23 protein-coding genes are annotated in these 19,002 nt (G+C 45.3%); 10 read left to right on the top strand and 13 right to left on the bottom strand.

All coding sequences use genetic code 11. The annotated features are described in order from the left end of the window. Nucleotide 1 precedes the first annotated feature (1 nt). Nucleotides 2-655, top strand: a complete 654-nt coding sequence (locus tag M1J35_RS08520; RefSeq protein WP_254653404.1) for an ABC transporter ATP-binding protein — start codon at nucleotides 2-4, stop codon at nucleotides 653-655. Nucleotides 656-678: 23 nt separating this feature from the next. Here M1J35_RS08520 and M1J35_RS08515 read toward each other — a convergent pair whose 3' ends face one another. From M1J35_RS08515 to M1J35_RS08505, 3 genes are all read right to left on the bottom strand, one after another. Beyond that, nucleotides 679-1,710 (bottom strand): beta-carotene 15,15'-monooxygenase, encoded by a 1,032-nt coding sequence (locus M1J35_RS08515; protein ID WP_254653403.1) that lies wholly within the window; start codon nucleotides 1,708-1,710, stop codon nucleotides 679-681. Nucleotides 1,711-1,749: 39 nt separating this feature from the next. After that, complete coding sequence (locus M1J35_RS08510) at nucleotides 1,750-2,844, bottom strand: serine hydrolase (protein ID WP_254653402.1); 1,095 nt, start codon at nucleotides 2,842-2,844, stop codon at nucleotides 1,750-1,752. A 110-nt stretch (nucleotides 2,845-2,954) separates the two neighbouring features. Further along, nucleotides 2,955-3,821, bottom strand: coding sequence for a DMT family transporter (locus M1J35_RS08505; RefSeq protein WP_159361580.1), 867 nt, complete (start codon nucleotides 3,819-3,821; stop codon nucleotides 2,955-2,957). Nucleotides 3,822-4,001: 180 nt separating this feature from the next. On the opposite strand from M1J35_RS08505, the gene M1J35_RS08500 reads away from it, so the two are divergent. After that, nucleotides 4,002-4,244, top strand: coding sequence for a hypothetical protein (locus tag M1J35_RS08500; RefSeq protein WP_254653401.1), 243 nt, complete (start codon nucleotides 4,002-4,004; stop codon nucleotides 4,242-4,244). A gap of 108 nt (nucleotides 4,245-4,352) precedes the next feature. Then, nucleotides 4,353-5,885 (top strand): multicopper oxidase family protein, encoded by a 1,533-nt coding sequence (locus M1J35_RS08495; protein ID WP_254653400.1) that lies wholly within the window; start codon nucleotides 4,353-4,355, stop codon nucleotides 5,883-5,885. A 36-nt stretch (nucleotides 5,886-5,921) separates the two neighbouring features. Here the strand turns inward: M1J35_RS08495 and M1J35_RS08490 are convergent, their stop codons facing one another. Beyond that, complete coding sequence (locus tag M1J35_RS08490; protein ID WP_254653399.1) at nucleotides 5,922-6,779, bottom strand: AraC family transcriptional regulator; 858 nt, start codon at nucleotides 6,777-6,779, stop codon at nucleotides 5,922-5,924. 254 nt (nucleotides 6,780-7,033) lie between these two features. Between M1J35_RS08490 and M1J35_RS08485 the strand changes: the two genes are divergently transcribed. From M1J35_RS08485 to M1J35_RS08475, 3 genes are all read left to right on the top strand, one after another. Next, on the top strand, nucleotides 7,034-7,468 hold the full coding sequence (locus tag M1J35_RS08485) for an SRPBCC family protein (protein ID WP_079531187.1): 435 nt from the start codon (nucleotides 7,034-7,036) through the stop codon (nucleotides 7,466-7,468). After that, on the top strand, nucleotides 7,469-7,792 hold the full coding sequence (locus M1J35_RS08480; RefSeq protein ID WP_034762371.1) for an ArsR/SmtB family transcription factor: 324 nt from the start codon (nucleotides 7,469-7,471) through the stop codon (nucleotides 7,790-7,792). Nucleotides 7,793-7,940: 148 nt separating this feature from the next. Further along, nucleotides 7,941-9,419 (top strand): flavin monoamine oxidase family protein, encoded by a 1,479-nt coding sequence (locus M1J35_RS08475; protein WP_254653398.1) that lies wholly within the window; start codon nucleotides 7,941-7,943, stop codon nucleotides 9,417-9,419. A gap of 42 nt (nucleotides 9,420-9,461) precedes the next feature. Here the strand turns inward: M1J35_RS08475 and M1J35_RS08470 are convergent, their stop codons facing one another. After that, nucleotides 9,462-9,827, bottom strand: a complete 366-nt coding sequence (locus tag M1J35_RS08470) for a permease (protein ID WP_254653397.1) — start codon at nucleotides 9,825-9,827, stop codon at nucleotides 9,462-9,464. Beyond that, on the bottom strand, nucleotides 9,824-10,036 hold the full coding sequence (locus M1J35_RS08465; protein WP_254653396.1) for a helix-turn-helix transcriptional regulator: 213 nt from the start codon (nucleotides 10,034-10,036) through the stop codon (nucleotides 9,824-9,826). The genes M1J35_RS08470 and M1J35_RS08465 overlap by 4 nt, the downstream gene beginning before the upstream one ends. 140 nt (nucleotides 10,037-10,176) lie before the next feature. Between M1J35_RS08465 and M1J35_RS08460 the strand changes: the two genes are divergently transcribed. Further along, entirely contained in the window at nucleotides 10,177-11,154 is a 978-nt protein-coding gene (locus tag M1J35_RS08460) for a DUF4003 family protein (protein ID WP_254653395.1), read from the top strand. Nucleotides 11,155-11,203: 49 nt separating this feature from the next. Here M1J35_RS08460 and M1J35_RS08455 read toward each other — a convergent pair whose 3' ends face one another. Then, nucleotides 11,204-12,139 carry an NADP-dependent oxidoreductase gene (locus M1J35_RS08455; protein WP_254653394.1) on the bottom strand — a complete coding sequence of 312 codons (936 nt, stop codon included), beginning with the start codon at nucleotides 12,137-12,139 and terminating at the stop codon, nucleotides 11,204-11,206. Between the two features lie 191 nt (nucleotides 12,140-12,330). Here M1J35_RS08455 and M1J35_RS08450 point away from each other — a divergent pair, with 191 nt between their 5' ends. Further along, on the top strand, nucleotides 12,331-13,749 hold the full coding sequence (locus M1J35_RS08450) for an NAD-dependent succinate-semialdehyde dehydrogenase (RefSeq protein WP_254653393.1): 1,419 nt from the start codon (nucleotides 12,331-12,333) through the stop codon (nucleotides 13,747-13,749). A gap of 38 nt (nucleotides 13,750-13,787) precedes the next feature. Here the strand turns inward: M1J35_RS08450 and M1J35_RS08445 are convergent, their stop codons facing one another. Next, nucleotides 13,788-13,961 (bottom strand): hypothetical protein, encoded by a 174-nt coding sequence (locus tag M1J35_RS08445; protein WP_224520750.1) that lies wholly within the window; start codon nucleotides 13,959-13,961, stop codon nucleotides 13,788-13,790. A 324-nt stretch (nucleotides 13,962-14,285) separates the two neighbouring features. On the opposite strand from M1J35_RS08445, the gene brnQ reads away from it, so the two are divergent. Next, complete coding sequence (gene brnQ, locus M1J35_RS08440) at nucleotides 14,286-15,584, top strand: branched-chain amino acid transport system II carrier protein (RefSeq protein WP_254653392.1); 1,299 nt, start codon at nucleotides 14,286-14,288, stop codon at nucleotides 15,582-15,584. Nucleotides 15,585-15,649: 65 nt separating this feature from the next. Here the strand turns inward: brnQ and M1J35_RS08435 are convergent, their stop codons facing one another. Then, entirely contained in the window at nucleotides 15,650-16,108 is a 459-nt protein-coding gene (locus tag M1J35_RS08435) for a GNAT family N-acetyltransferase (RefSeq protein ID WP_254653391.1), read from the bottom strand. A gap of 121 nt (nucleotides 16,109-16,229) precedes the next feature. Beyond that, nucleotides 16,230-16,724 carry a lactoylglutathione lyase family protein gene (locus M1J35_RS08430; RefSeq protein WP_224520753.1) on the bottom strand — a complete coding sequence of 165 codons (495 nt, stop codon included), beginning with the start codon at nucleotides 16,722-16,724 and terminating at the stop codon, nucleotides 16,230-16,232. 133 nt (nucleotides 16,725-16,857) lie between these two features. Between M1J35_RS08430 and M1J35_RS08425 the strand changes: the two genes are divergently transcribed. Next, nucleotides 16,858-17,190, top strand: a complete 333-nt coding sequence (locus M1J35_RS08425; RefSeq protein WP_254653390.1) for a winged helix-turn-helix transcriptional regulator — start codon at nucleotides 16,858-16,860, stop codon at nucleotides 17,188-17,190. Nucleotides 17,191-17,267: 77 nt separating this feature from the next. Here the strand turns inward: M1J35_RS08425 and M1J35_RS08420 are convergent, their stop codons facing one another. The 3 genes from M1J35_RS08420 to M1J35_RS08410 are packed head-to-tail and all read right to left on the bottom strand — an operon-like array spanning nucleotide 17,268 to nucleotide 18,998. Next, nucleotides 17,268-17,864 carry a LysE family translocator gene (locus tag M1J35_RS08420; protein WP_254653389.1) on the bottom strand — a complete coding sequence of 199 codons (597 nt, stop codon included), beginning with the start codon at nucleotides 17,862-17,864 and terminating at the stop codon, nucleotides 17,268-17,270. Nucleotides 17,865-17,897: 33 nt separating this feature from the next. Next, complete coding sequence (locus M1J35_RS08415; RefSeq protein WP_254653388.1) at nucleotides 17,898-18,515, bottom strand: LysE family translocator; 618 nt, start codon at nucleotides 18,513-18,515, stop codon at nucleotides 17,898-17,900. 12 nt (nucleotides 18,516-18,527) lie between these two features. Beyond that, on the bottom strand, nucleotides 18,528-18,998 hold the full coding sequence (locus M1J35_RS08410) for an Lrp/AsnC family transcriptional regulator (RefSeq protein WP_254653387.1): 471 nt from the start codon (nucleotides 18,996-18,998) through the stop codon (nucleotides 18,528-18,530). Between the last annotated feature and the right edge of the window lie 4 nt (nucleotides 18,999-19,002).

Raw genomic sequence — 19,002 nt, 5'->3', positions numbered from 1 at the left:
GATGACATCAATCTTGGAATTAAACGGAGTTACGAAGACATACAAACAGGGACATGAACGGCTCACGGTCCTGGATCATATTTGCATGAAAGTCAATAGTGGGGAGTTCGGTGCGATACTTGGTCCGTCCGGTTCGGGGAAAAGCACTCTCCTTTCCATCATCGGGGCGTTGACCAGTCCCACAAGTGGTGAGGTGACTCTAAACGGAAGAAATGTACACGACATGACCGGAAAAGAACAAACGGCTCTTCGTCTGAAGGAAATCGGCTTCATCTTTCAGCAATCGAACCTGGTTCCTTTTTTAACAGTGGAAGAACAACTGTTACTCGTTAGGAAGCTTACCAAGCAGAAGGACCACCTTCAGGAACGGGCATTGGATTTATTGTCTCACCTTGGACTTGAAGAACGGAAAGCTCATTATCCTGAACAACTCTCCGGAGGCGAACAGCAACGGGTCGCCATCGCCCGTGCCCTCATGAATGAACCAAAGCTGATCCTTGCCGATGAACCTACAGCAAGCCTTGACCGGGAACGGGGGAAATCCGTGGTGGAATTATTAGTAAAAGAAACGAAGGAAAGAAATATTGCTACTATTATGGTCACTCATGACGAGGCGATGATCGGAGATTGTGATTGGGTTTATCGGATGGGATAGGAAAGGAGCGTGCCTGGAAAGAATCAGGCACGCTTTTCGTGTTGCTCTAATAACCGCTTTAACTTCTCAGGATCATCCACTCTCAAAGCCACTTTAGATACCACTTCTTTTTTACCCATGAACAGCGTCGCTTCGACGGGCTCTTTAAAGATCAGGATCACTTGAGGGTGAATCTCCTCAAAGTCTTTCTGCATAAAGACCATGGTGCCTTTACCTGGTTTCTTCTCTCCCCATTCTATCTCTTCGATGTTTGACAGGGGCAGAATCAGTCGCTGCCTTAATCCCTGCACCACACGCAATTCACCATTTTCTACTTCAACAGGATGCAAACGTGTAATCTGGATTTCTGCCAGTTCGAGCAGAATACTGTACACGTTTAGAAAGAGCAGAATGAATGACAGGATAGGAAGTTTGGTATGCAACCACCAGTGAAGTCCGATTGTTTCGATGGCTACGGCATGGATGAGCATGATATTCATGGCGATGGCACTGGTCTTATGATGCATCGTCACCACCCCGTCATGAATAGGAGGTTTCTTCCTCCAGCTGAAGAAGGCGTAGTACACCATCAGAATCTCAGATGCCACGATTCGGACAAGAGGAAGTCTACTTACCTTTTTTTCTACTGAAGGAAGGAATGAAAAGATCGGACCTGTTTCCGATGATCTCATTTCGGCCCAGATGACCGGCATTCTCTTGAGCAGAAGGAAGATCAGTCCCAGTTCCGCCAGAAAGAACAAGGCCTCAAAGCTTATCCCCGAGTACAGGAGAATCGTATAGGGTGCAAAGAATTCTTCAGGAATGATGACTCTTGCCATGACCAATCCAAATACGACGAATCCGGCGGCCTGCTTCTTTGACACTTTAAATGCGGCATAAGCAAGTGCCGGTGAAATGATGACCAGATCCACTAAGGATCCAAGTACGGCGCCTCGATCAAGTTCAATGGCCAGGAACTGCTGCACGATTGGTTGATAAAGCATGACATTGCTGAAGAGGACGAGTGTTAACAGGGCAAGTGCCCATAGTGACCATTTCGAGTTTCGTAGAACCATGTTCACACCTCCAATTGACACCTATTCCATTTACTTACATTATAACTCTTTCAGCTCGTTCCGGAAATCTTCGTCTCTTAGAATATTCAGCATGAATGAATTCAAACTCCCTGAGATCTTATCTAACTCCCCTGCTCCCAACTCGTTTGTAAAGAGTGCAACCTCTGTTGAATTTCCTTCTTTATCCGTTGCATACGCAGCATTCGTGACGAGGAACTCTGTCGATCCCCCTTTTTGTCCGGCATGCTTTAACCACTCTTGATTGATGGGACTTTCCATGAGACCTTCCATGACTGAATCCAATCGATCCTGTGTTTCTTTTTCAAAAAAGTTCTTTGAATTCAACTTCCCCATGAGAGTGGAGTATTCAAAAGTGGTACTCCGGGTCAGTCTGTCAGACCAAATTTTGTCCAGACGCTTACTTGAATGCCCATTTTCAATATACAGTCCTTTTTCCCCCTCTTTTAAACGTTGTGCAATGGTTTGAGCGATTTGTATGTATTTCTCTTTTGACATCTCCTTTATCTTCGTCTCAATATAGTCATCCGTATAGGAAGGATCTTTCATCTTCAAATACGTTGGAATCAGCATGGCCCCCGTGACCGGGTAAAGCGCCTCATGTTTTTCAATGTGCAGTTCATCCAGTGATTCGTTGATCGCTTCCATTCCCAAGAGATCAATTAAATAGTCCGTGTTGGCATTGGAACTGAAAGCCATCATTCCTTTCACCACATTTTCAAGGGTAGTACTATTCCCAAGGAGAAGTCCCTTATCCTTTGAATACGCTATCCAGGCTTTATGGGCTCCCCCATCCGTATCCGGAATATAGTATCGATCAAGTTCTTCCAGAGAAATGCTGCGGGAAGGATCTAATGTCTGTTCTCCGCATCGCTTCGCATATTCAATGGCTATGATAGTCTTCATCGCACTTGCTAAAGGATACATCTCATCTTCCCTGACAGACACAAGTGTTTCACCATTCCGAACCACCGTTAAACTCCAATTTTCGTTATGCTTCAAGTAGTCTAACAGATAGTCGGCATCCCTCTTTCCCGCATGCTGTCTAATCCCAGCCACCATGACGATCAATGCGATGATCAAGATTACTCCTATGATGAATAAAGCAAGCTTCATTTTCTCCTCTCCTGTCTATTAACGGTTACTATATATACGGTGTAAAATTGGAAAATGTTTCATTTTTTTGCATGAAAAAACTTATCCATCGTTTGATGGATAGGTTTGAATCAGGCTGCCTGTTTCTTGCCTTCTACATTATTTTTCAAGAACATATACAATGATGCTCCGAAAATCACAATGTACCCAATGATGCTGTATACGTCAGGAATCTGTCCGAACAGGAAGATGCTAATGAGAGCGGAGTATACAACCGTCGAATAGAAGAAGATCGATATCTCCCTTGCCGGTGCAAACTTATACGCGATCGTGATCCCGAACTGACCGACTGTCGCAAAGACACCTGCGGATAACAGGTACACCCACTGTTTCGCGCTCATCGGTTCATAAAACCCGATGACAAACGGAAGCAGCACGACCGTCGTGAAAAAGGAAAAGTAAAAGACGACTGTATAAAACTTCTCCCTGCTCCCGAGCACCCGGAGGACCGTGTAGGCACCTGCTGCAAAAATAGCGGAAAACACCCCTGCAACGTATGGGATGACATCAAAAGAAAAAGCCGGTTTAATGATGAACAATGTCCCGATGAACGCAATGATGATCGCCACCACCTGAAAGACTCGCGTCCGTTCCTTCAAGAATAGAGCAGAAAAGATAATGGTCAAAAATGGACTCAGCTTGTTCAGCATATCGGCATCCGATAACACGAGATGATCGATCGCATAAAAGAACAGCACAATTCCAACAGCCCCTAATGAGGAACGCAGCAATAGAAGCTTTTGATTTTCTCTTTTTCCAAATAGCCTTTCCTTATGATACCGGACAAAACCGAATGCAATGAATGCAGAGACGATATTCCGAAAGAATGTTTTCTGGATCGTCGGCACATCCCCCGATAACTTGACAAATGCAGCCATCAAGGAGAAACCAAACGCTGATAATAATAAAAGTAATATGCCTTTATTTCGATTTGACATTATTTCCTCCAATGATAAACAATTTAGCAACTAAATTAGTGTATCAAAAAAAGGAGGCAAAGAAAAAAATTCGAACCACCAGCTATTATTCACCTGAAAAAGGAATGCCTTTTGAACTAGGCGGGTATAGGAACAAACTCTTCATCCTGTAGGGGATCGGATTATTCCAACCTCGTATTCATGAGGAACTTTGAAGACCGTGATCTGCTGGTCCAAGCTCAAATCGCGTTTTATGATTCTTCGGGGAATGTCATGGACACCATTGAAACGGGTACAATGTCCATTGGTGCCAATCAAACCATCCCCTCCCTCCCGCAAAGTGAAACCACGGAGGACAACAGCCTGTGGAATCGGTTTACCATTGATACGGATGAGCGTACTGCAAACATTCAATATCGCTACCGGTATAAAGACGCCAATTAAGAAGAAGCACCTGCAGGTCAGGTGCTTCTTCTTTTTATAGAAAGAGGATATTCCAGCCTACCTCTCAATACATATGGAATAATAGCACCATTTAGAGGAGGTTCTTATATGCTTGAGAAATTCGTCGATCCGCTTCCCGTCATGAATACGATTCAACCCTTTTCTGCCCACAAAGGCTCTGACTATTACGAAGTGACCATGAAGGAAGGGAAGCAGCAACTTCACCGGGACCTCCCCCCTACTTCGATTTGGGGATACAACGGACAAATACCCGGTCCAACATTCAAGGTGAAACGAAATCAAACGGTTCGGGTCTTATGGAAAAATGAGCTTCCAGAGAAGCATTTCCTCCCTATCGATACCACCGTTCATGGAGCAGGAAAAAATCAGCCCGAGGTCCGCACCGTTGTCCATCTACATGGAGGGGCGACACCTGATACGAGTGACGGTTACCCGGATGCCTGGTTTACAAAAGGGTTTAAAGAGACGGGGCCCTTCTTCGCCGGGGAAGTTTACACATATCCCAACCGGCAACAAGCTACCACACTCTGGTATCACGACCATGCGATCGGCATCACAAGGTTGAATATCTATGCCGGACTCGCCGGGGCTTATATCATCCACGATGATGAAGAGGAGGCTATGTCTCTGCCTGCTCATCCATACGATATCCCGCTTGTGATCATGGATCGGTCGTTCAATAAAGACGGTTCGCTTTATTATCCTTCCGAACCGGATCCCCCGGTTTCAGAGGTCCGTCCCTCCACTGTTTCTACTTTCTTCGGGGAAACAATCCTGGTGAATGGGAAGGTCTGGCCATTCCTTGAAGTTGAGCCAAGACGGTATCGCTTCCGATTGATCAATGCTTCGAATTCCCGGACATATCAGCTTTCTCTTTCAAACGGAAAGCCGTTCATTCAAATAGGAGCTGATCAAGGGCTACTCTCTGCCCCTGTCCATGTTTCAGAAATCTTGCTTGCCCCTGCTGAACGGGCGGATGTCATCATTGATTTTTCTAGCGCAATGGGAGAATACATCACCATTCATAACCGTGCACCGGCTCCCTTTCCAACCGGTTCGGTGCCAGACCCTGACACGACAGGAGTGCTGATGCAGTTCCGCGTAATTAAGACGCTTCAAGGTCAGGATATGAGCAGGATTCCATCGACATTACGGCATGTACCAAGATTGAAGAAAAGGCATGCCATTCAAACCAGGGATCTTTTTTTAAATATGGTACATGATCAATATGGGCGGGAGATGCATCTATTAAATCATCAATTATGGGATGATCCGATTACGGAGATGCCACGTTTAGGGAGTAGTGAAGTATGGAACTTTATCAACATTACGGAAGGGTCCCACCCCATCCACTTGCATCTGGTACGGTTTCAGGTTCTGGACCGGCAGACCATTGATAAAAAAATCTATCAAAACGAAGGAAGGATTATCCCCACTGGTCCCCGTATCAAACCAGAGCCCAATGAACAAGGATGGAAAGATACAGTTTGTGCAAACCCCTGGGAAATGACCCGGATCATTGTGGCATTCGGTCCTTACACCGGCTTGTACGTATGGCACTGTCATATACTGGAGCATGAGGATTATGAGATGATGCGACCGTATGTGGTGATAAGGTAAATAAAAAAAAGCCTCCGCACTGGAGGCAAAATCATCTTATTTCTTCATTACGGGAACCCAGACCTCGCACCTGTAATCCTCGTCATTCGGATTCCCCGGCGGATATAATTCAAATTCAGGTGCACTTCCATGCACATACCCTGTAGACGGGAACCATTCAGAGAAAATCCGTTTCCACACATCCTGGATCGCGTCAGGCATCGGACCGATCGATTCAAATACGGCCCATGTGGAAGCAGGTATCTCCTTAACCTCCAGCGGGGGATGAGTGTCAGACTTCTTTTCTGATCCGATAAAATAGGTGAACTCTTCATTAGGGTCATCAAACTCCATGCAGATTCCGAGCATTTCATCATTACCCGCAGCCTCGCAAATCTCACTGTCCAAGCCGGAAGTATTCACCTCATCCCAAAGTGTCGGAATCTCCTTTAAGTTTTGGCCATTATGGGTTGAGACTCTTTTCCCTTTTCCAATCACCTGAAAGGCTTCTTTTTCAACAATTCTATAATTCATTTCAACTTCCCCTTTTAATTGGATTTGGAAGGAGATACGCGGGAATGCTTTTAAAGGAGTTCCTGATTCTCTCACCTGGGATGGCGACACACCGTGAGCTTTACGAAACGCCTTCGAGAAGGATTCCGGTGTTTCGTACCCATACCTGAAAGCGACATCGATGACCTTCACATTCGCATGATTCAGTTCCTGTGCCGCAAGAGTCAGCCTTCTTCTCCGGATGTACTCGGCTACAGTGCAGCCTGTGACTAGTGAAAACAGCCGTTGAAAGTGAAACTTCGAGTTCAGTGAGAGCCTGGCAAGCTCCTCCATCTTGATCTCCCCTTCAAGATTTTCCTCAATATACTGAATGCAGTCATTCATCCTATGAAGCATTTCCATTTCTGATCTTCTCCCCACTACCCTAATGTACCATTCAACTAATCGGTACACCTGTCAATTTGTGCACGGTTATGACCGGTTATATTCTATTCGATAATTAGTAGCTGCTATGCTCATACTAATCTTTACCAAGACACTACTTCTACACTCTTTCACCTATTTCCTCTTTTCATTGACACGAAACCATATGGTGTTATATCATTAAAACGAAACCAATTGGTGTTATTTTCATTCACAGAAAGCAGGCGAGAAATATGAAATCAAATCAAAGCAATCAACTTCAAGATATTACCCAAACCGTCCTCTTCAATGCCCCCATTCAAAAGGTATGGGACACGGTCTCTACTTCAGAAGGCATATCTACATGGTTCATGCCGAATGATTTCCAACCAGAGGAGGGATACGAATTCCATATTCAGTCCCCTTTCGGCCCGTCTCCATGTAAGGTATTGGAAGTGGATGCGCCTCATAAGCTGACCTTTTCCTGGGATACGGATGGCTGGTTCGTCACATTTCTTTTAAAAGAGGTCGGGACACAAACGGAGTTCACATTGATTCATGGTGGCTGGAAGCATGATGATGCGGTTGTTTCTAAACCGAACGAAAAAAGCTCCGTTATCCGGGAACGAATGGCGAACGGCTGGGTCGGCATAGTGGACCAGCGCCTTCGGAAGGTTGTGGAGGAATAAGTGTCTGCCGTTAAACATGACGTTTTCCAGGCGATTGCAGACCCGACCCGCCGGGAAGTGCTTCGCCTTCTTTCGGAAAAAGAAATGCCGATTTCGGCTCTGACTTCCCACTTTCCCATGAGCCGGACCGCCATTGCAAAGCATCTTGCCATCCTGACAGAAGCCGAGTTGGTTTCAGGAGAAAAAATCGGCAGGGAAAAAATCTATCGCCTCCAGCCTGAACCCCTCGGAGAACTAAAAGACTGGTTAGCCTATTACGAACAGTTCTGGAGCAATAAACTGACCAAGCTGAAATACGTTCTGGAAGAGAATAATGAAGAATAGCGAAGAGGGACGGACCTTAAGATTCACGGTCCGTCCCTGTTTATTTTTTACAAATTAGAGAGTTGGAACTACGTCTTCCCCGTCTATTCATCTTCCCCTCTATCATATATATAGATAATGCAGCTTCGGCTTAAGGGGGGAGAACGAATTGGGAAATAGAGCTGATGATCATCATTATGGTGATCTTTCTTATCCGGATGATATGGTATCCATCGTTAAAAATGGATTGGTTCCCACACAAAAACCAAGGAAAGTGATTATCATCGGTGCAGGTATGGCCGGCTTGGTGGCAGGATCCCTTTTGAAAAAAGCAGGTCACTCCGTTACGATCCTTGAAGGGAATGACCGGATTGGCGGAAGGGTATATACGTTACGGCAACCTTTTTCAGAAGGTCAATACCTCGATGTAGGTGCCATGCGATTTCCGGAAACCCATGATTTAGTATTTGAATATATTCGTAAATTCAACTTACCCACCAATGAATTCATCAATAAGAGTGATCTCTATCTCGTAAATGGAGTCCAAACAACAGATTGGAATTACAACAAAAATCCGAATATCTTCAACTATCCCTTCCCCCCTGAAGAACAGGGCAAAACAGCCATCGAATTATTATCCTCCGCCGTAAAACCCTTTTTAGACTTGTACGAAAAAGCAAGCCCTGAGGAACAAGAACGGTTACGATTAAAGTTTGATCATTATTCATTCGATGTTTTCTTGCGGTTCAATCCAATCGGAACCTCCCTTTCCCCCGAAGCCATTCGTATCGTAAAGGTCATCCTGGGTATAGAAGGGTTTCCCGAGCTATCATTCGTTGATATTCTTCTTGATATTGTCCGAACCGTCTTCAATGATAAATTAAAGTTTTATGAAATAGATGGTGGAAACGATAAGCTTCCCTACTCTTTCTTGCCGGAGCTTCATCAGAATATCTTCTACTCCCAAAAGGTCCATGGAATTGTTCAGAAGGATGACGGCGTCGAGGTCATTACAAGAGATCGCGCGACTAACCGTTATCATCGTTTTCTGGGGGACTACACCATCGTGACGGTCCCCTATTCTGTATTCCAATTCATTGACGTCCATCCTCACGATTCCATCTCATTTCAGAAGTGGAAGGCGATACGGGAGCTGAATTATGTCTCATCTGTAAAAATCGGTTTGGAGTTTAAATCAAAATTCTGGGAGACTTTTAAAATTGGGAATATCATAACGGATCTTCCCATCCGATACACGTACCGCCCAAGCCATGGCATCGGTGTCTCAGGTCCCGGCGTCATGTTAGGCAGTTACAGCTGGGGACAGAATGCCAATCTGTGGAACAGTTTGCCTGAAGATGAGCGAATTCGCGAAGCACTTCAGGGACTGTATAAAATATACGGAGATCAGGTGTACAAAGAATTTTCAAAAGGCGCCTCATACAGTTGGGGGGAAAACCAATTCTCTGCCGGATGCTTCACCCTATTCGCCCCCAACCAGGCTACGGACTTTTCCGATTCCCTGTACTTACCGGAACACCGCATCCACTTTGCCGGAGAACACACCTCCCCTTTCCACGGCTGGGTGGAAGGGGCAATCGAATCAGCCATACGTGCCGCCTATGAAGTCAACAATAGAACGGATTGAAAAGAGGGACGGACCTTTGCTCCAAAGGTCCGCCCCTCTTTTTTAGTAGATTTTCGCCATGATGACCATGGAGATGAATACGGTCATGATGGTAAGGCTGGTTATGACGTACATTAGATTCATAGCGGTTAGGTCAATCAGACCAATCCCGAGAGTTGACATGATGATGATGAAAAAACCTAATATGGCAAAGTACGAGTAAAAGATCCCCTTTTCCCTGATCATCTTCATCCGCTCATCTTTTTCTTTGAACTGTGGATAAAGATAGTGCATACAAAAACTCATTACAGTCAATGACAGAGGAGTAAGAGCATAGTATGGAAAATCTTTAGCCATGATGCCGACAAAAAACAAAAACCCAGTCTGGATCGCCATAATCCACCCTATAATCAGATAACCTTTCGTCACGATTTCTCCCCCTTTTTCTCCTCATAAACAAAGATCTTTTCAATTGATGTTTCAAATACATGTGCCAACTGAAAAGCCAAATTCAAAGAAGGATCATACTTCCCCTTTTCAATTGAAATGATGGTTTGTCTTGATACTCCGAGTCTCGCAGCTAATCTTTCCTGTGAGTACCCAAATGTCTTTCGGTATTCTACCAGTTTATTTTTCAAAGAGAGCTACCTCCTTATATTTCCATATGATATTGTAAAGGAAACTTTACGTCAAGTATCCTTTACATATTTCAAATGAAACTTTTTTATCATTCATACGTATTTCCTACTAACGATTATAAAAAGGGATGTGGACACTTATGGAGGAAGTGATGAGGAAGCTTGAGGACTACCGGGAGATCTATTCGCAGTTAAAGGAACGTTTACGATGGAAAGTATCCGATTCACGATCATTGATGATGGTGGCTTCGTTGTATGTAACGAATAAACGTGCCTTTCACATTGATCGATTTATGGAAATCAGTGACTATATTAAAGATGAAGTGAGGGCTTTTTCGTCGTTAAAGCATGAGATCCGCTTCACTTTTGCGGGCATGCTCGATACACGTTTTGATGACTATTCATCTCGTTTCCATGAGTTTCTCTCATTATATGATTCCTTGATCGATGCTGGATTTTCAAGAGGACCATTTTCCTACATCTCGGCAATGACGATGCTTTCTGATGGTAGCCGGAGACAGGACTTCGCCGTGCATGGGATGGAAGTGTATAAAAAAATGAGGGACCAACACTTTTTTCTTACCGGACAAAGCGATTATCCATTCGCCCTGCTCCTCTCCCAAAGGGAAGGTAATCATTATGCTCTTATTGATCGAATCGAGGGCTTCTATCATCAGTTGAACTCGGCAGGGTTCAGAAAGGGAAATGACCTTCAAAGCATGAGTCATATCCTATCCCTTCACTCTGAAGGGTCTCAAGATAAGCTGGTTCAACGCTGCATTCACTTGTATGACACGTTTAAGCAAGTGGGCATCAAGCCGAAAGCCATGTTCTATCCTCAAATCGCACTGCTTTCCTTCGTGGACGAAGCTCATTCCATGGTGAACCAGGTGAAACATGTGTGGGAAGAATTGAACTCGAGCAAGGCTTTCAAGTGGCATAAAGACATCAACCTGATGATGGCCGTGAACATGCTCATCAGCGATAAGATCGAACACAATGCTGTGTTGCAAGTCAGTTTATCCACTGCGATTGAAGCGCTCATCCAGGCACAGCAGGCGACGATGATCACCACTGTTGCAACTGTATCGGTATCGACGGGTAGCGGGGATTCTTGAACATAAATAGAGGGACGGACCTTCTTCCAAAGGTCCGTCCCTCCTACGTTTATTTCACTTTAATCACGATTTTCCCTTTTGCATGGTGCGTTTCACTGAGTGCGTGAGCGTCTTTTAACCCTTGTTCGCTCAGTTGGAATGTTTCTCCGATCACGGGCTTTAATTGACCGGATTCGTACAGGTCGGCAAGCTTTGAGAGTTGTTCTCCTTTTGGATCCAACCAAAGGAATTCCGCTTTCACTCCGTACTTAGCCGCTTCGTCCTCTTTCGGGGGCTCTGCAATCGATACGAGCTTCCCATTTTCCTTGAGGACTTTATAGCTGTTCGACTGAATGTCCCCGCCCATGGTGTCCAGCACCAGGTCGAAGCCTTGTAACACTTCACTAAAGTCTTCTTCTTTATAATTGATGAACTGATCGGCACCCAATGATTTGACGAAATCCTCATTTTTACCGCTTGCCGTGGTCGCGACATGCGCTCCAAAGCTTTTGGCAATCTGAATGGCGAAGTTCCCGACGCCACCGGAACCTGCATGAATCAGCACCTTATCGCCTTCTTTGATTTCACCAAAGCCGACTAAGCATTGCCAGGCTGTCAATCCGGCAAGTGGGATGGCCGCCGCTTCTTCAAAGCGCATGCTTTCAGGCATTTTAGCGAGCAGGTTTTCATCCACAGCCACATATTCAGCGTAGGTACCTTCCCTTGTCGTAGCCGGCCTGGCAAATACACGATCACCTACTTCAAACCCTTTTACATTCTTCCCTTTTTCAGCGATCACTCCCGCTGCATCCCATCCCAGGATGATCGGGAATTCAAAGTCCAGCATATCTTTCAGATACCCTGCCCTCACCTTCCAATCGATGGGGTTGATGGATGTGGCATGATTTTCGAGCAGTATTTGATTGTCGCCGATTGACGGCTGGTCGATTTCCTTCTCCTGTAAAACGTCCTTGTCTCCGTACTGGTTGATGATGATGGCTTTCATATCACTACGCCCTCCTTGTTTTTGAACATACGGTTTATCTTCCCTCTTATTCAGGGTATTTAAACAATAGAAAGCCCATCGTCATAAATTATAAGTGTATTACTGGATTCTTCCCTCACACTATTGTAAATTTAAGACAAACTACATAGTCATAAGCATATGGGAATCTATCTTTCTAAAGGAGGAACACGATGCAACACTACAATCTCATCATCAATGGAGAACAAACCGGATCGGATCTTGACAAGAAAGAGGTAACCAATCCTGCGACATCGGAAGTGATCGCCACCATTCCCAATGGAGGTAAAAATGAGGCTTCGAAGGCGGTGGATGCCGCTCATGAGGCATTCAAGGAATGGTCCCAATTCTCGGCTTACGAACGAAGTGAACTCATTCGAAAATGGTATGATCTTATTAATGAAAACAAAGAGGATCTTGCACGCACGATGACCATCGAGCAAGGAAAACCGCTTAAAGAGGCACTCGGTGAAATTCAATATGCCAACGGATTCATCTCCTGGTACGCTGAAGAAGGAAAGCGGGTTTACGGGGAACAGATCCCTGCCACTCAGCGGAACAAGCGATTATTCGTCCATAAGCAGCCGGTAGGGGTCGTAGCCGTCATCACTCCGTGGAACTTCCCTGCGGCAATGATCACACGCAAGGTTGCACCGGCACTTGCCACCGGCTGTACGGTCGTGATCAAACCGGCAAACCAGACCCCTTTGACTGCATTAAAGATGGCTGCACTTGCTGAAGAAGCCGGAATCCCGAAAGGCGTTGTAAACGTCGTGACAGGAGATTCGAAATCCATCGGCGAAGCGTGGATGGAAGACACGCGAGTCCGGAAACTGACCTTCACGGGTTCAACGGAAGTCGGAAAGGTCCTGATGAAGGGATCAGCGGACACCGTTAAGAAAATATCCCTGGAGCTCGGCGGGCATGCACCTGTCATCGTAATGGCCGACTCTGATCTAGAGAAGGCAGTAGATGGGGTCATAGCCTCCAAATTCAGGAATGCCGGCCAGACCTGCGTCTGCTCCAATCGGATTTATGTCCATGAATCCATCGCAGATACTTTTTCTGAAAAACTGGTTGAAAAAGTAAAAGCGCTGAAAGTCGGAAATGGACTCGAAGAAGGCGTCGATATCGGTCCATTGATCGATGAAGATGCCATCGAGAAAGTCCGCAAGCATGTGGAAGATGCCGTAGACAAAGGTGCTTCCGTTGCCTACGGAGGAAAAGGAATAGAGGGTCTATATTTTGAGCCGACTGTTTTGACGAACGTGAACGATGACATGCTGTGCATGAATGACGAAACATTCGGACCGGTCGCTCCGATCACTACCTTCAAAACCGAAGAAGAAGCCATCGAACGGGCCAATGACTCCATTTATGGCCTCGCTGCCTATGTGTTCACCGAGAATATCACGAAGGGAATCCGGATCAGTGAACAACTTGAGTACGGTATTGTCGGATTGAACGATGGGTTGCCATCGACTCCACAAGCTCCATTCGGAGGATTCAAACAAAGCGGCCTCGGCCGTGAAGGCGGTCACCAGGGCATAGAGGAATTTTTGGAAGTGAAGTATATTTCCCTTGGATTATAAGCACAAACAAAGGCACGCATCCCCATGCGTGCCTTTGTCTATTTTTTTTGAAAACGTCCCCTAATTTCCCTGTACAGATACAATGCCCCGGCCATAAGGAATAAGAAAATGATAAAGTTCATATTTTCCGGGCCGGTAAATCCGTCAAATCCTTGCATAAATAAGAATAGCATCCCGAAAGAGAGATAGATTGCCGCCGCAATATGCTTCATGGAACCAGCTCCTACCTGCTTTTTCTATATACATATTCCAGACTTGTTGCTTGCATAACTTTAGAGAGACAAGAAATTAACATTATAGTAGGAAAATTCATTGACGACACAAATGGCCTGTGCTAGATTGTGAGTATTAATGAAATTTTAAAAAAGAAGAATTGTATGAATATATCCGCTTTTGCATATCAAAGTTTGGACCATACGGAATATGGTTAGTCATGCGAGTTCAGACTCGTCCCTGATCAGGGGCGGGTTTTTTCATGTGTGATGTAAAATGTGACGGATGGCCTATCAGTCGGTCATGAATTTGGAGGCGTATTTATGAGAAAAAAAGATGTCCTGATTTCGGGATTTATGCTTTTTTCGTTATTTTTTGGTGCAGGGAATTTAATATTCCCCCCCTATCTCGGGATGGAATCCGGAACCCACTTTGCTGCAGCGATTTCCGGATTTATTTTAACGGCAGTGTTCCTGCCCTTTTTGACGATCATTTCCGTATCCCTTTCAAAAAATGGATTATTATCGATTGGTGAAAGGGTCCACCCCGTTTTCGGGATTGTTTTTGCCGTCGTCATTTATATGTCCATAGGTGCTCTTTACGGAATCCCGAGGGCTTCCAATGTCGCGTACGAATTGGGATTTTTGCAGATCGTCAGTGTGGAAGGGCGGCTTCCCTTATTAGTATTCTCGATCGCTTTCTTTGGATTAACCTATTTGCTTAGCATTAATCCTAAAAAAGTGATTGATCTTGTCGGGCAATTCTTAACACCTATACTGCTCATCGTACTGGCTGTATTGTGCATACAGGCTTTTTTCACCTTTGATTACACTGATGCAGCAGCCAGCGAGAAATTCCAGTCAGCACCGTTCCTGAAAGGCTTCCTTGAAGGGTATTTTACAATGGACGCCGTGGCAGCCCTGGCTTTCGGCATTGTCATCATCAATGGATTGAAAGAGAAAGGAGCTTCCGGTAAAAAAGAGCTGATCCGCGGAACCATCAGCGCCGGAATGATTGCCGCCATTGGACTCGTGATGGTGTATCTTTCCCTCGGGTGGATCGGACGGGTGATTCCCCATGAAGCACCGATCAATAATGGCGCAGAAATACTCGTGTTAGCATCTCGGCAACTATTTGGATACAGCGGCAACCTCCTATTTGGTTTGATTGTAATGATTGCCTGTTTGACGACATGCATCGGACTGATTAATGCGTGCGGCCGCTTTTTTCATGAGATCTATCCAAGATACTCCTATAGAGCATATGTACTGATTTTCATCCTGATTGGGATGGCCGTGACCAACCTGGGACTGAATATGATATTAAAGGTCGCCACGCCTCTGCTTGTTCTCATTTACCCCGTGGCGATAGTACTCGTAGCCCTTTCCCTCTTTCAACACTTTTTCGGGGAAAGCAGAAGGATGTATGTATATGGTGTCAGCATAGCAGCGGTCTTTTCCTTATACGAAATGCTCGCAAGCCTCAACTTGAAAATGGAAGGAATTCAGGACGTCATCAGTCATCTTCCCTTAAGTGCAAATGGACTCGCCTGGACCACCCCCGCCCTATTCGCCGTCATCATCGGATACGGACTGGACCTCTTTCAAAAGAAAATCATTTGAGGGACGGACCTCCCTAAAAAAAGCAGCAAGCGAATGTGACCCATCACATTTCCCTTGCTGCTTTTTTATATACTGGTCCGTTTTTGATAAACGTTCATAGAATCTCCACTGAGTCCAATGGCTTCTGTTGAATGAGTCCAGCCGTATTTTTCATAATAGCCTTCGAGGTCAGTCGTCAGGTAAAGACTGTCGTACCCTTTTTTATGAGCTTCCCGGAGAGCATGGTCGAGGAGGGTCGAACCAAGACCTTCCCCCCTCTGGTCAGGATGAACATACAGACATGCCAACCACGGATACAGGTCCTGACGGCTGTTAAGATCGTTTCTTAGTAATGCGTAGGTGCCGATGATGTCCCCCTCACGCACAGCGATATAAAAACGGGGAAGGTCCGCTTCCGTCTGGCAGGAATGAAACATGCAGTCATGGTAGAACCTGTAATTATCCTCATTTCCCCATTGTCCCCAGAACACATTCACTGCTTCTTCAAACATGCTTGAACCTTTATGTAATTCAATTATTTTCATCGCGGTTTTCCTTTCTCACTTATTGAATGTTACACTACTGTATTCTTCATCCGTGACAGAAAACCTTTTTCCAAAAAGAAAAAGGCACATTCAAGAGCTGAACGTGCCTTTTATGCATTAATTAGTAAGCCCCATCGGAGTAGGTTAATTCATAGCTGTGGGAATATATCTCGAAAATATTCCCGAATGGGTCTTCCACATACACCATGCGATAAGGTTTTTCACCAGGATAATACTCACGGACCGGCATACGCTGTTTTCCTCCGTGCTGCTTGATCTTTTCGACCATGCCTTCTACATCAGGATCCTGGATACAGAAGTGGAATAATCCCGTCTTCCAGTATTCGAAGTTATTCTCCGGTTTTTCATTATGAGGGAATTCAAATAGCTCGATCCCTATTTTATCACCTGTTGCCATGTGGGCGATCCTGAACTTCTTCCAGTCGTTACCGAACACGTCGCGGCACATCTGACCGATCGCTGTGTCGTCATTCTCGACATCAGATGGTTCCATGATGACATACCAGCCGAAAACCTCTTGGTAAAATTTTATCGCTTCTTCAAGGCTCGGGACGGATAGTCCAATATGAGAAAATGATCTTGGATATGGTAACATCGTACAAGACTCCTCCTTCGTTTTGATTAGTTTCATCTAACACGACTTCATTATACGAAGATGAGTGGCTCTATGTAAGAATGCACTTTTTTGTGAGAAACTAACCTTTAGGTAAGAAAGGACTGGATATGATATGGAAACACCCATCGATCAGCACGGTAAACTGAAGTGTTCAATCGAGTACACATTGAGGAAAATCGGAGGGAAATGGAAGACCGTCATCCTCTGGCACCTCGGGACAGAGGGTACCCACCGGTACAATGAACTGCGCAGGCTCCTCCCGGGTGTCGCCCACAAAGTACTGAGCCAGCAGCTGAAAGAACTCGAAGAAGACGGCTTCATCAACCGTACCCCGTACGACACCATCCCGCCTAAAGTTGAATACTCCATGACCGACCTCGGCATGACCCTCATGCCCATCCTTCACCACATGCACGAGTGGGGGAATGAGCATGGGGAGTTTTAAAAGAAGAGAGAGGGACGGACCTCCAAGCGGGAATCTTATGTAAAGTAGAAATCCGTTTTGGAGGTCCGTCCCTCTTATTATGCTAGTGATAGAAATGCCAGCAGGATGATGAGGAGGCCCGCTACTTTATTGACGATGGGGAGATGAGGGGTGATGTTCTTTTTAAATAGGTTTACTCCTATACTCAATACAAGCCACCAGGTGACTGCGCCCATAAAGACGCCAAGCATGAGCGTAACCGCCATTCGGATAGAGCTGCTTTCATTAGAAAACCCTAAACCTGCAAACATGGCAGCAAAGTTGAGGATGGTGACAGGATTTGTGATCATTAGGAGCAATGTTGATGCAAACAATTGGCATGATGAGCTCTCCCCTTTGACTCTTACAGATTCCTGTGGGGGTTTCTTCTGAAACGTTTTGATTCCCAGATATACCAGGAAAACCAAGCCGACCATTTTAAAAAACACTTGCTGTTCCAACATGAATGCTGAAACAACAGTGAATCCAAAAGCAGCAATACTGGCATAAATAATATTGGCAGTCGCCGCACCAAGACCTGTCAAAAACCCTGCAGTGAAGCCTTGTGATAATACCCTTTGTATGCAAAGCAACCCAATTGGGCCAACTGGGGCCGAAACAGAAAATCCCAAAATGAAGCTTTTAAGTAATAACATGATGTATGGATCCTTTCTTCATAAATATCCCGTTTATAACAGATCGATCAAAAAGAGTACACTGAAAATCGTCAGGACGATACCCGCTGCTCGGTTGATCACTCTTAAAGAGGCAGACCCAATCCTGCTTCCGATCCATCCAGAAACGAAAGCAAGCCCCCACCACCAGAGCGCCGATCCTGAAAAGACGCCTGATACTACTGTCAGCACGGTGACGAAATCCTCTGAACCTGCCACCCGGAATACTCCAAAGATCGCTATAAAAGCAAGGATCGTCATTGGATTCGTGAGAGTTAATAAGAAAACCGACACAAATCCTTTCACTGAAGAATTAGTATCGGGTTCATCCAGCAGCTTTGCAGCAGGTTGTGAGGTGAATGTCTTCCACCCTAAAAGCAAAAGGAACACCCCTCCCCATAATTGAATCCAGAACTGATGATCCAGAAGAAATCCCGAAACCATTGTCAGCCCCATAACGGCAATCAAGCCGAAAAGGGCATCTGCTGTGGCTGCCCCTAATCCTGAAAGGAAACCTATCCTTTTCCCGTAAGTCAATGTCCTTTGAATGCAAAGAATTCCGATTGGCCCAACTGGTGCCGCAATGGCCACGCCAATCATAAGACTCTTAAGAAATAATAATACAGAAGTCATTGTTTCCTCTCCTTATTCTGAAGAAAACCCACCTGATGGCAGTGGCAAAATCGTACTCTCTTTAATAGAATCCATCACAATCGTGGTCTTCGTCCGGATGATCCCGTGAAGACTTTTTATTTCATGACTGATGATACGATCAAGATCTTTCGTGTTCCTGCTCCGGATTTTCAAAAGATAGTCATCTTCCCCTGCAATATGGTGGCATTCCTGGACTTCAACCAACTCATTGATCAATTGAAGAAAAGGTCCTCGGTGCTCCGGTCGTTCCAGTGATACGGCTACAAAGGCAGTGAGTTCAGATCCCAAGCTGGGAGCATCCAGGATGGCTCCAAAATGCTTGATTACACCCTTCTCTATAAGACGATTGACCCTGTCCGCCGTGGCCGGGGCACTTAGTCCGATCGTAGCTGCTAAATCAGACCACTTAAGCCTCGAATCGTGCATAATCGCATCCAAAATCTTTTTATCATAAGCATCCATAATG

Source organism: Rossellomorea sp. KS-H15a (assembly GCF_024195245.1).
Classification (GTDB): Bacteria; Bacillota; Bacilli; order Bacillales; family Bacillaceae_B; genus Rossellomorea; species Rossellomorea vietnamensis.
Note: the sequence above shows the minus strand (reverse complement) of the source record. Positions and strands in the feature narration are given on the sequence as shown.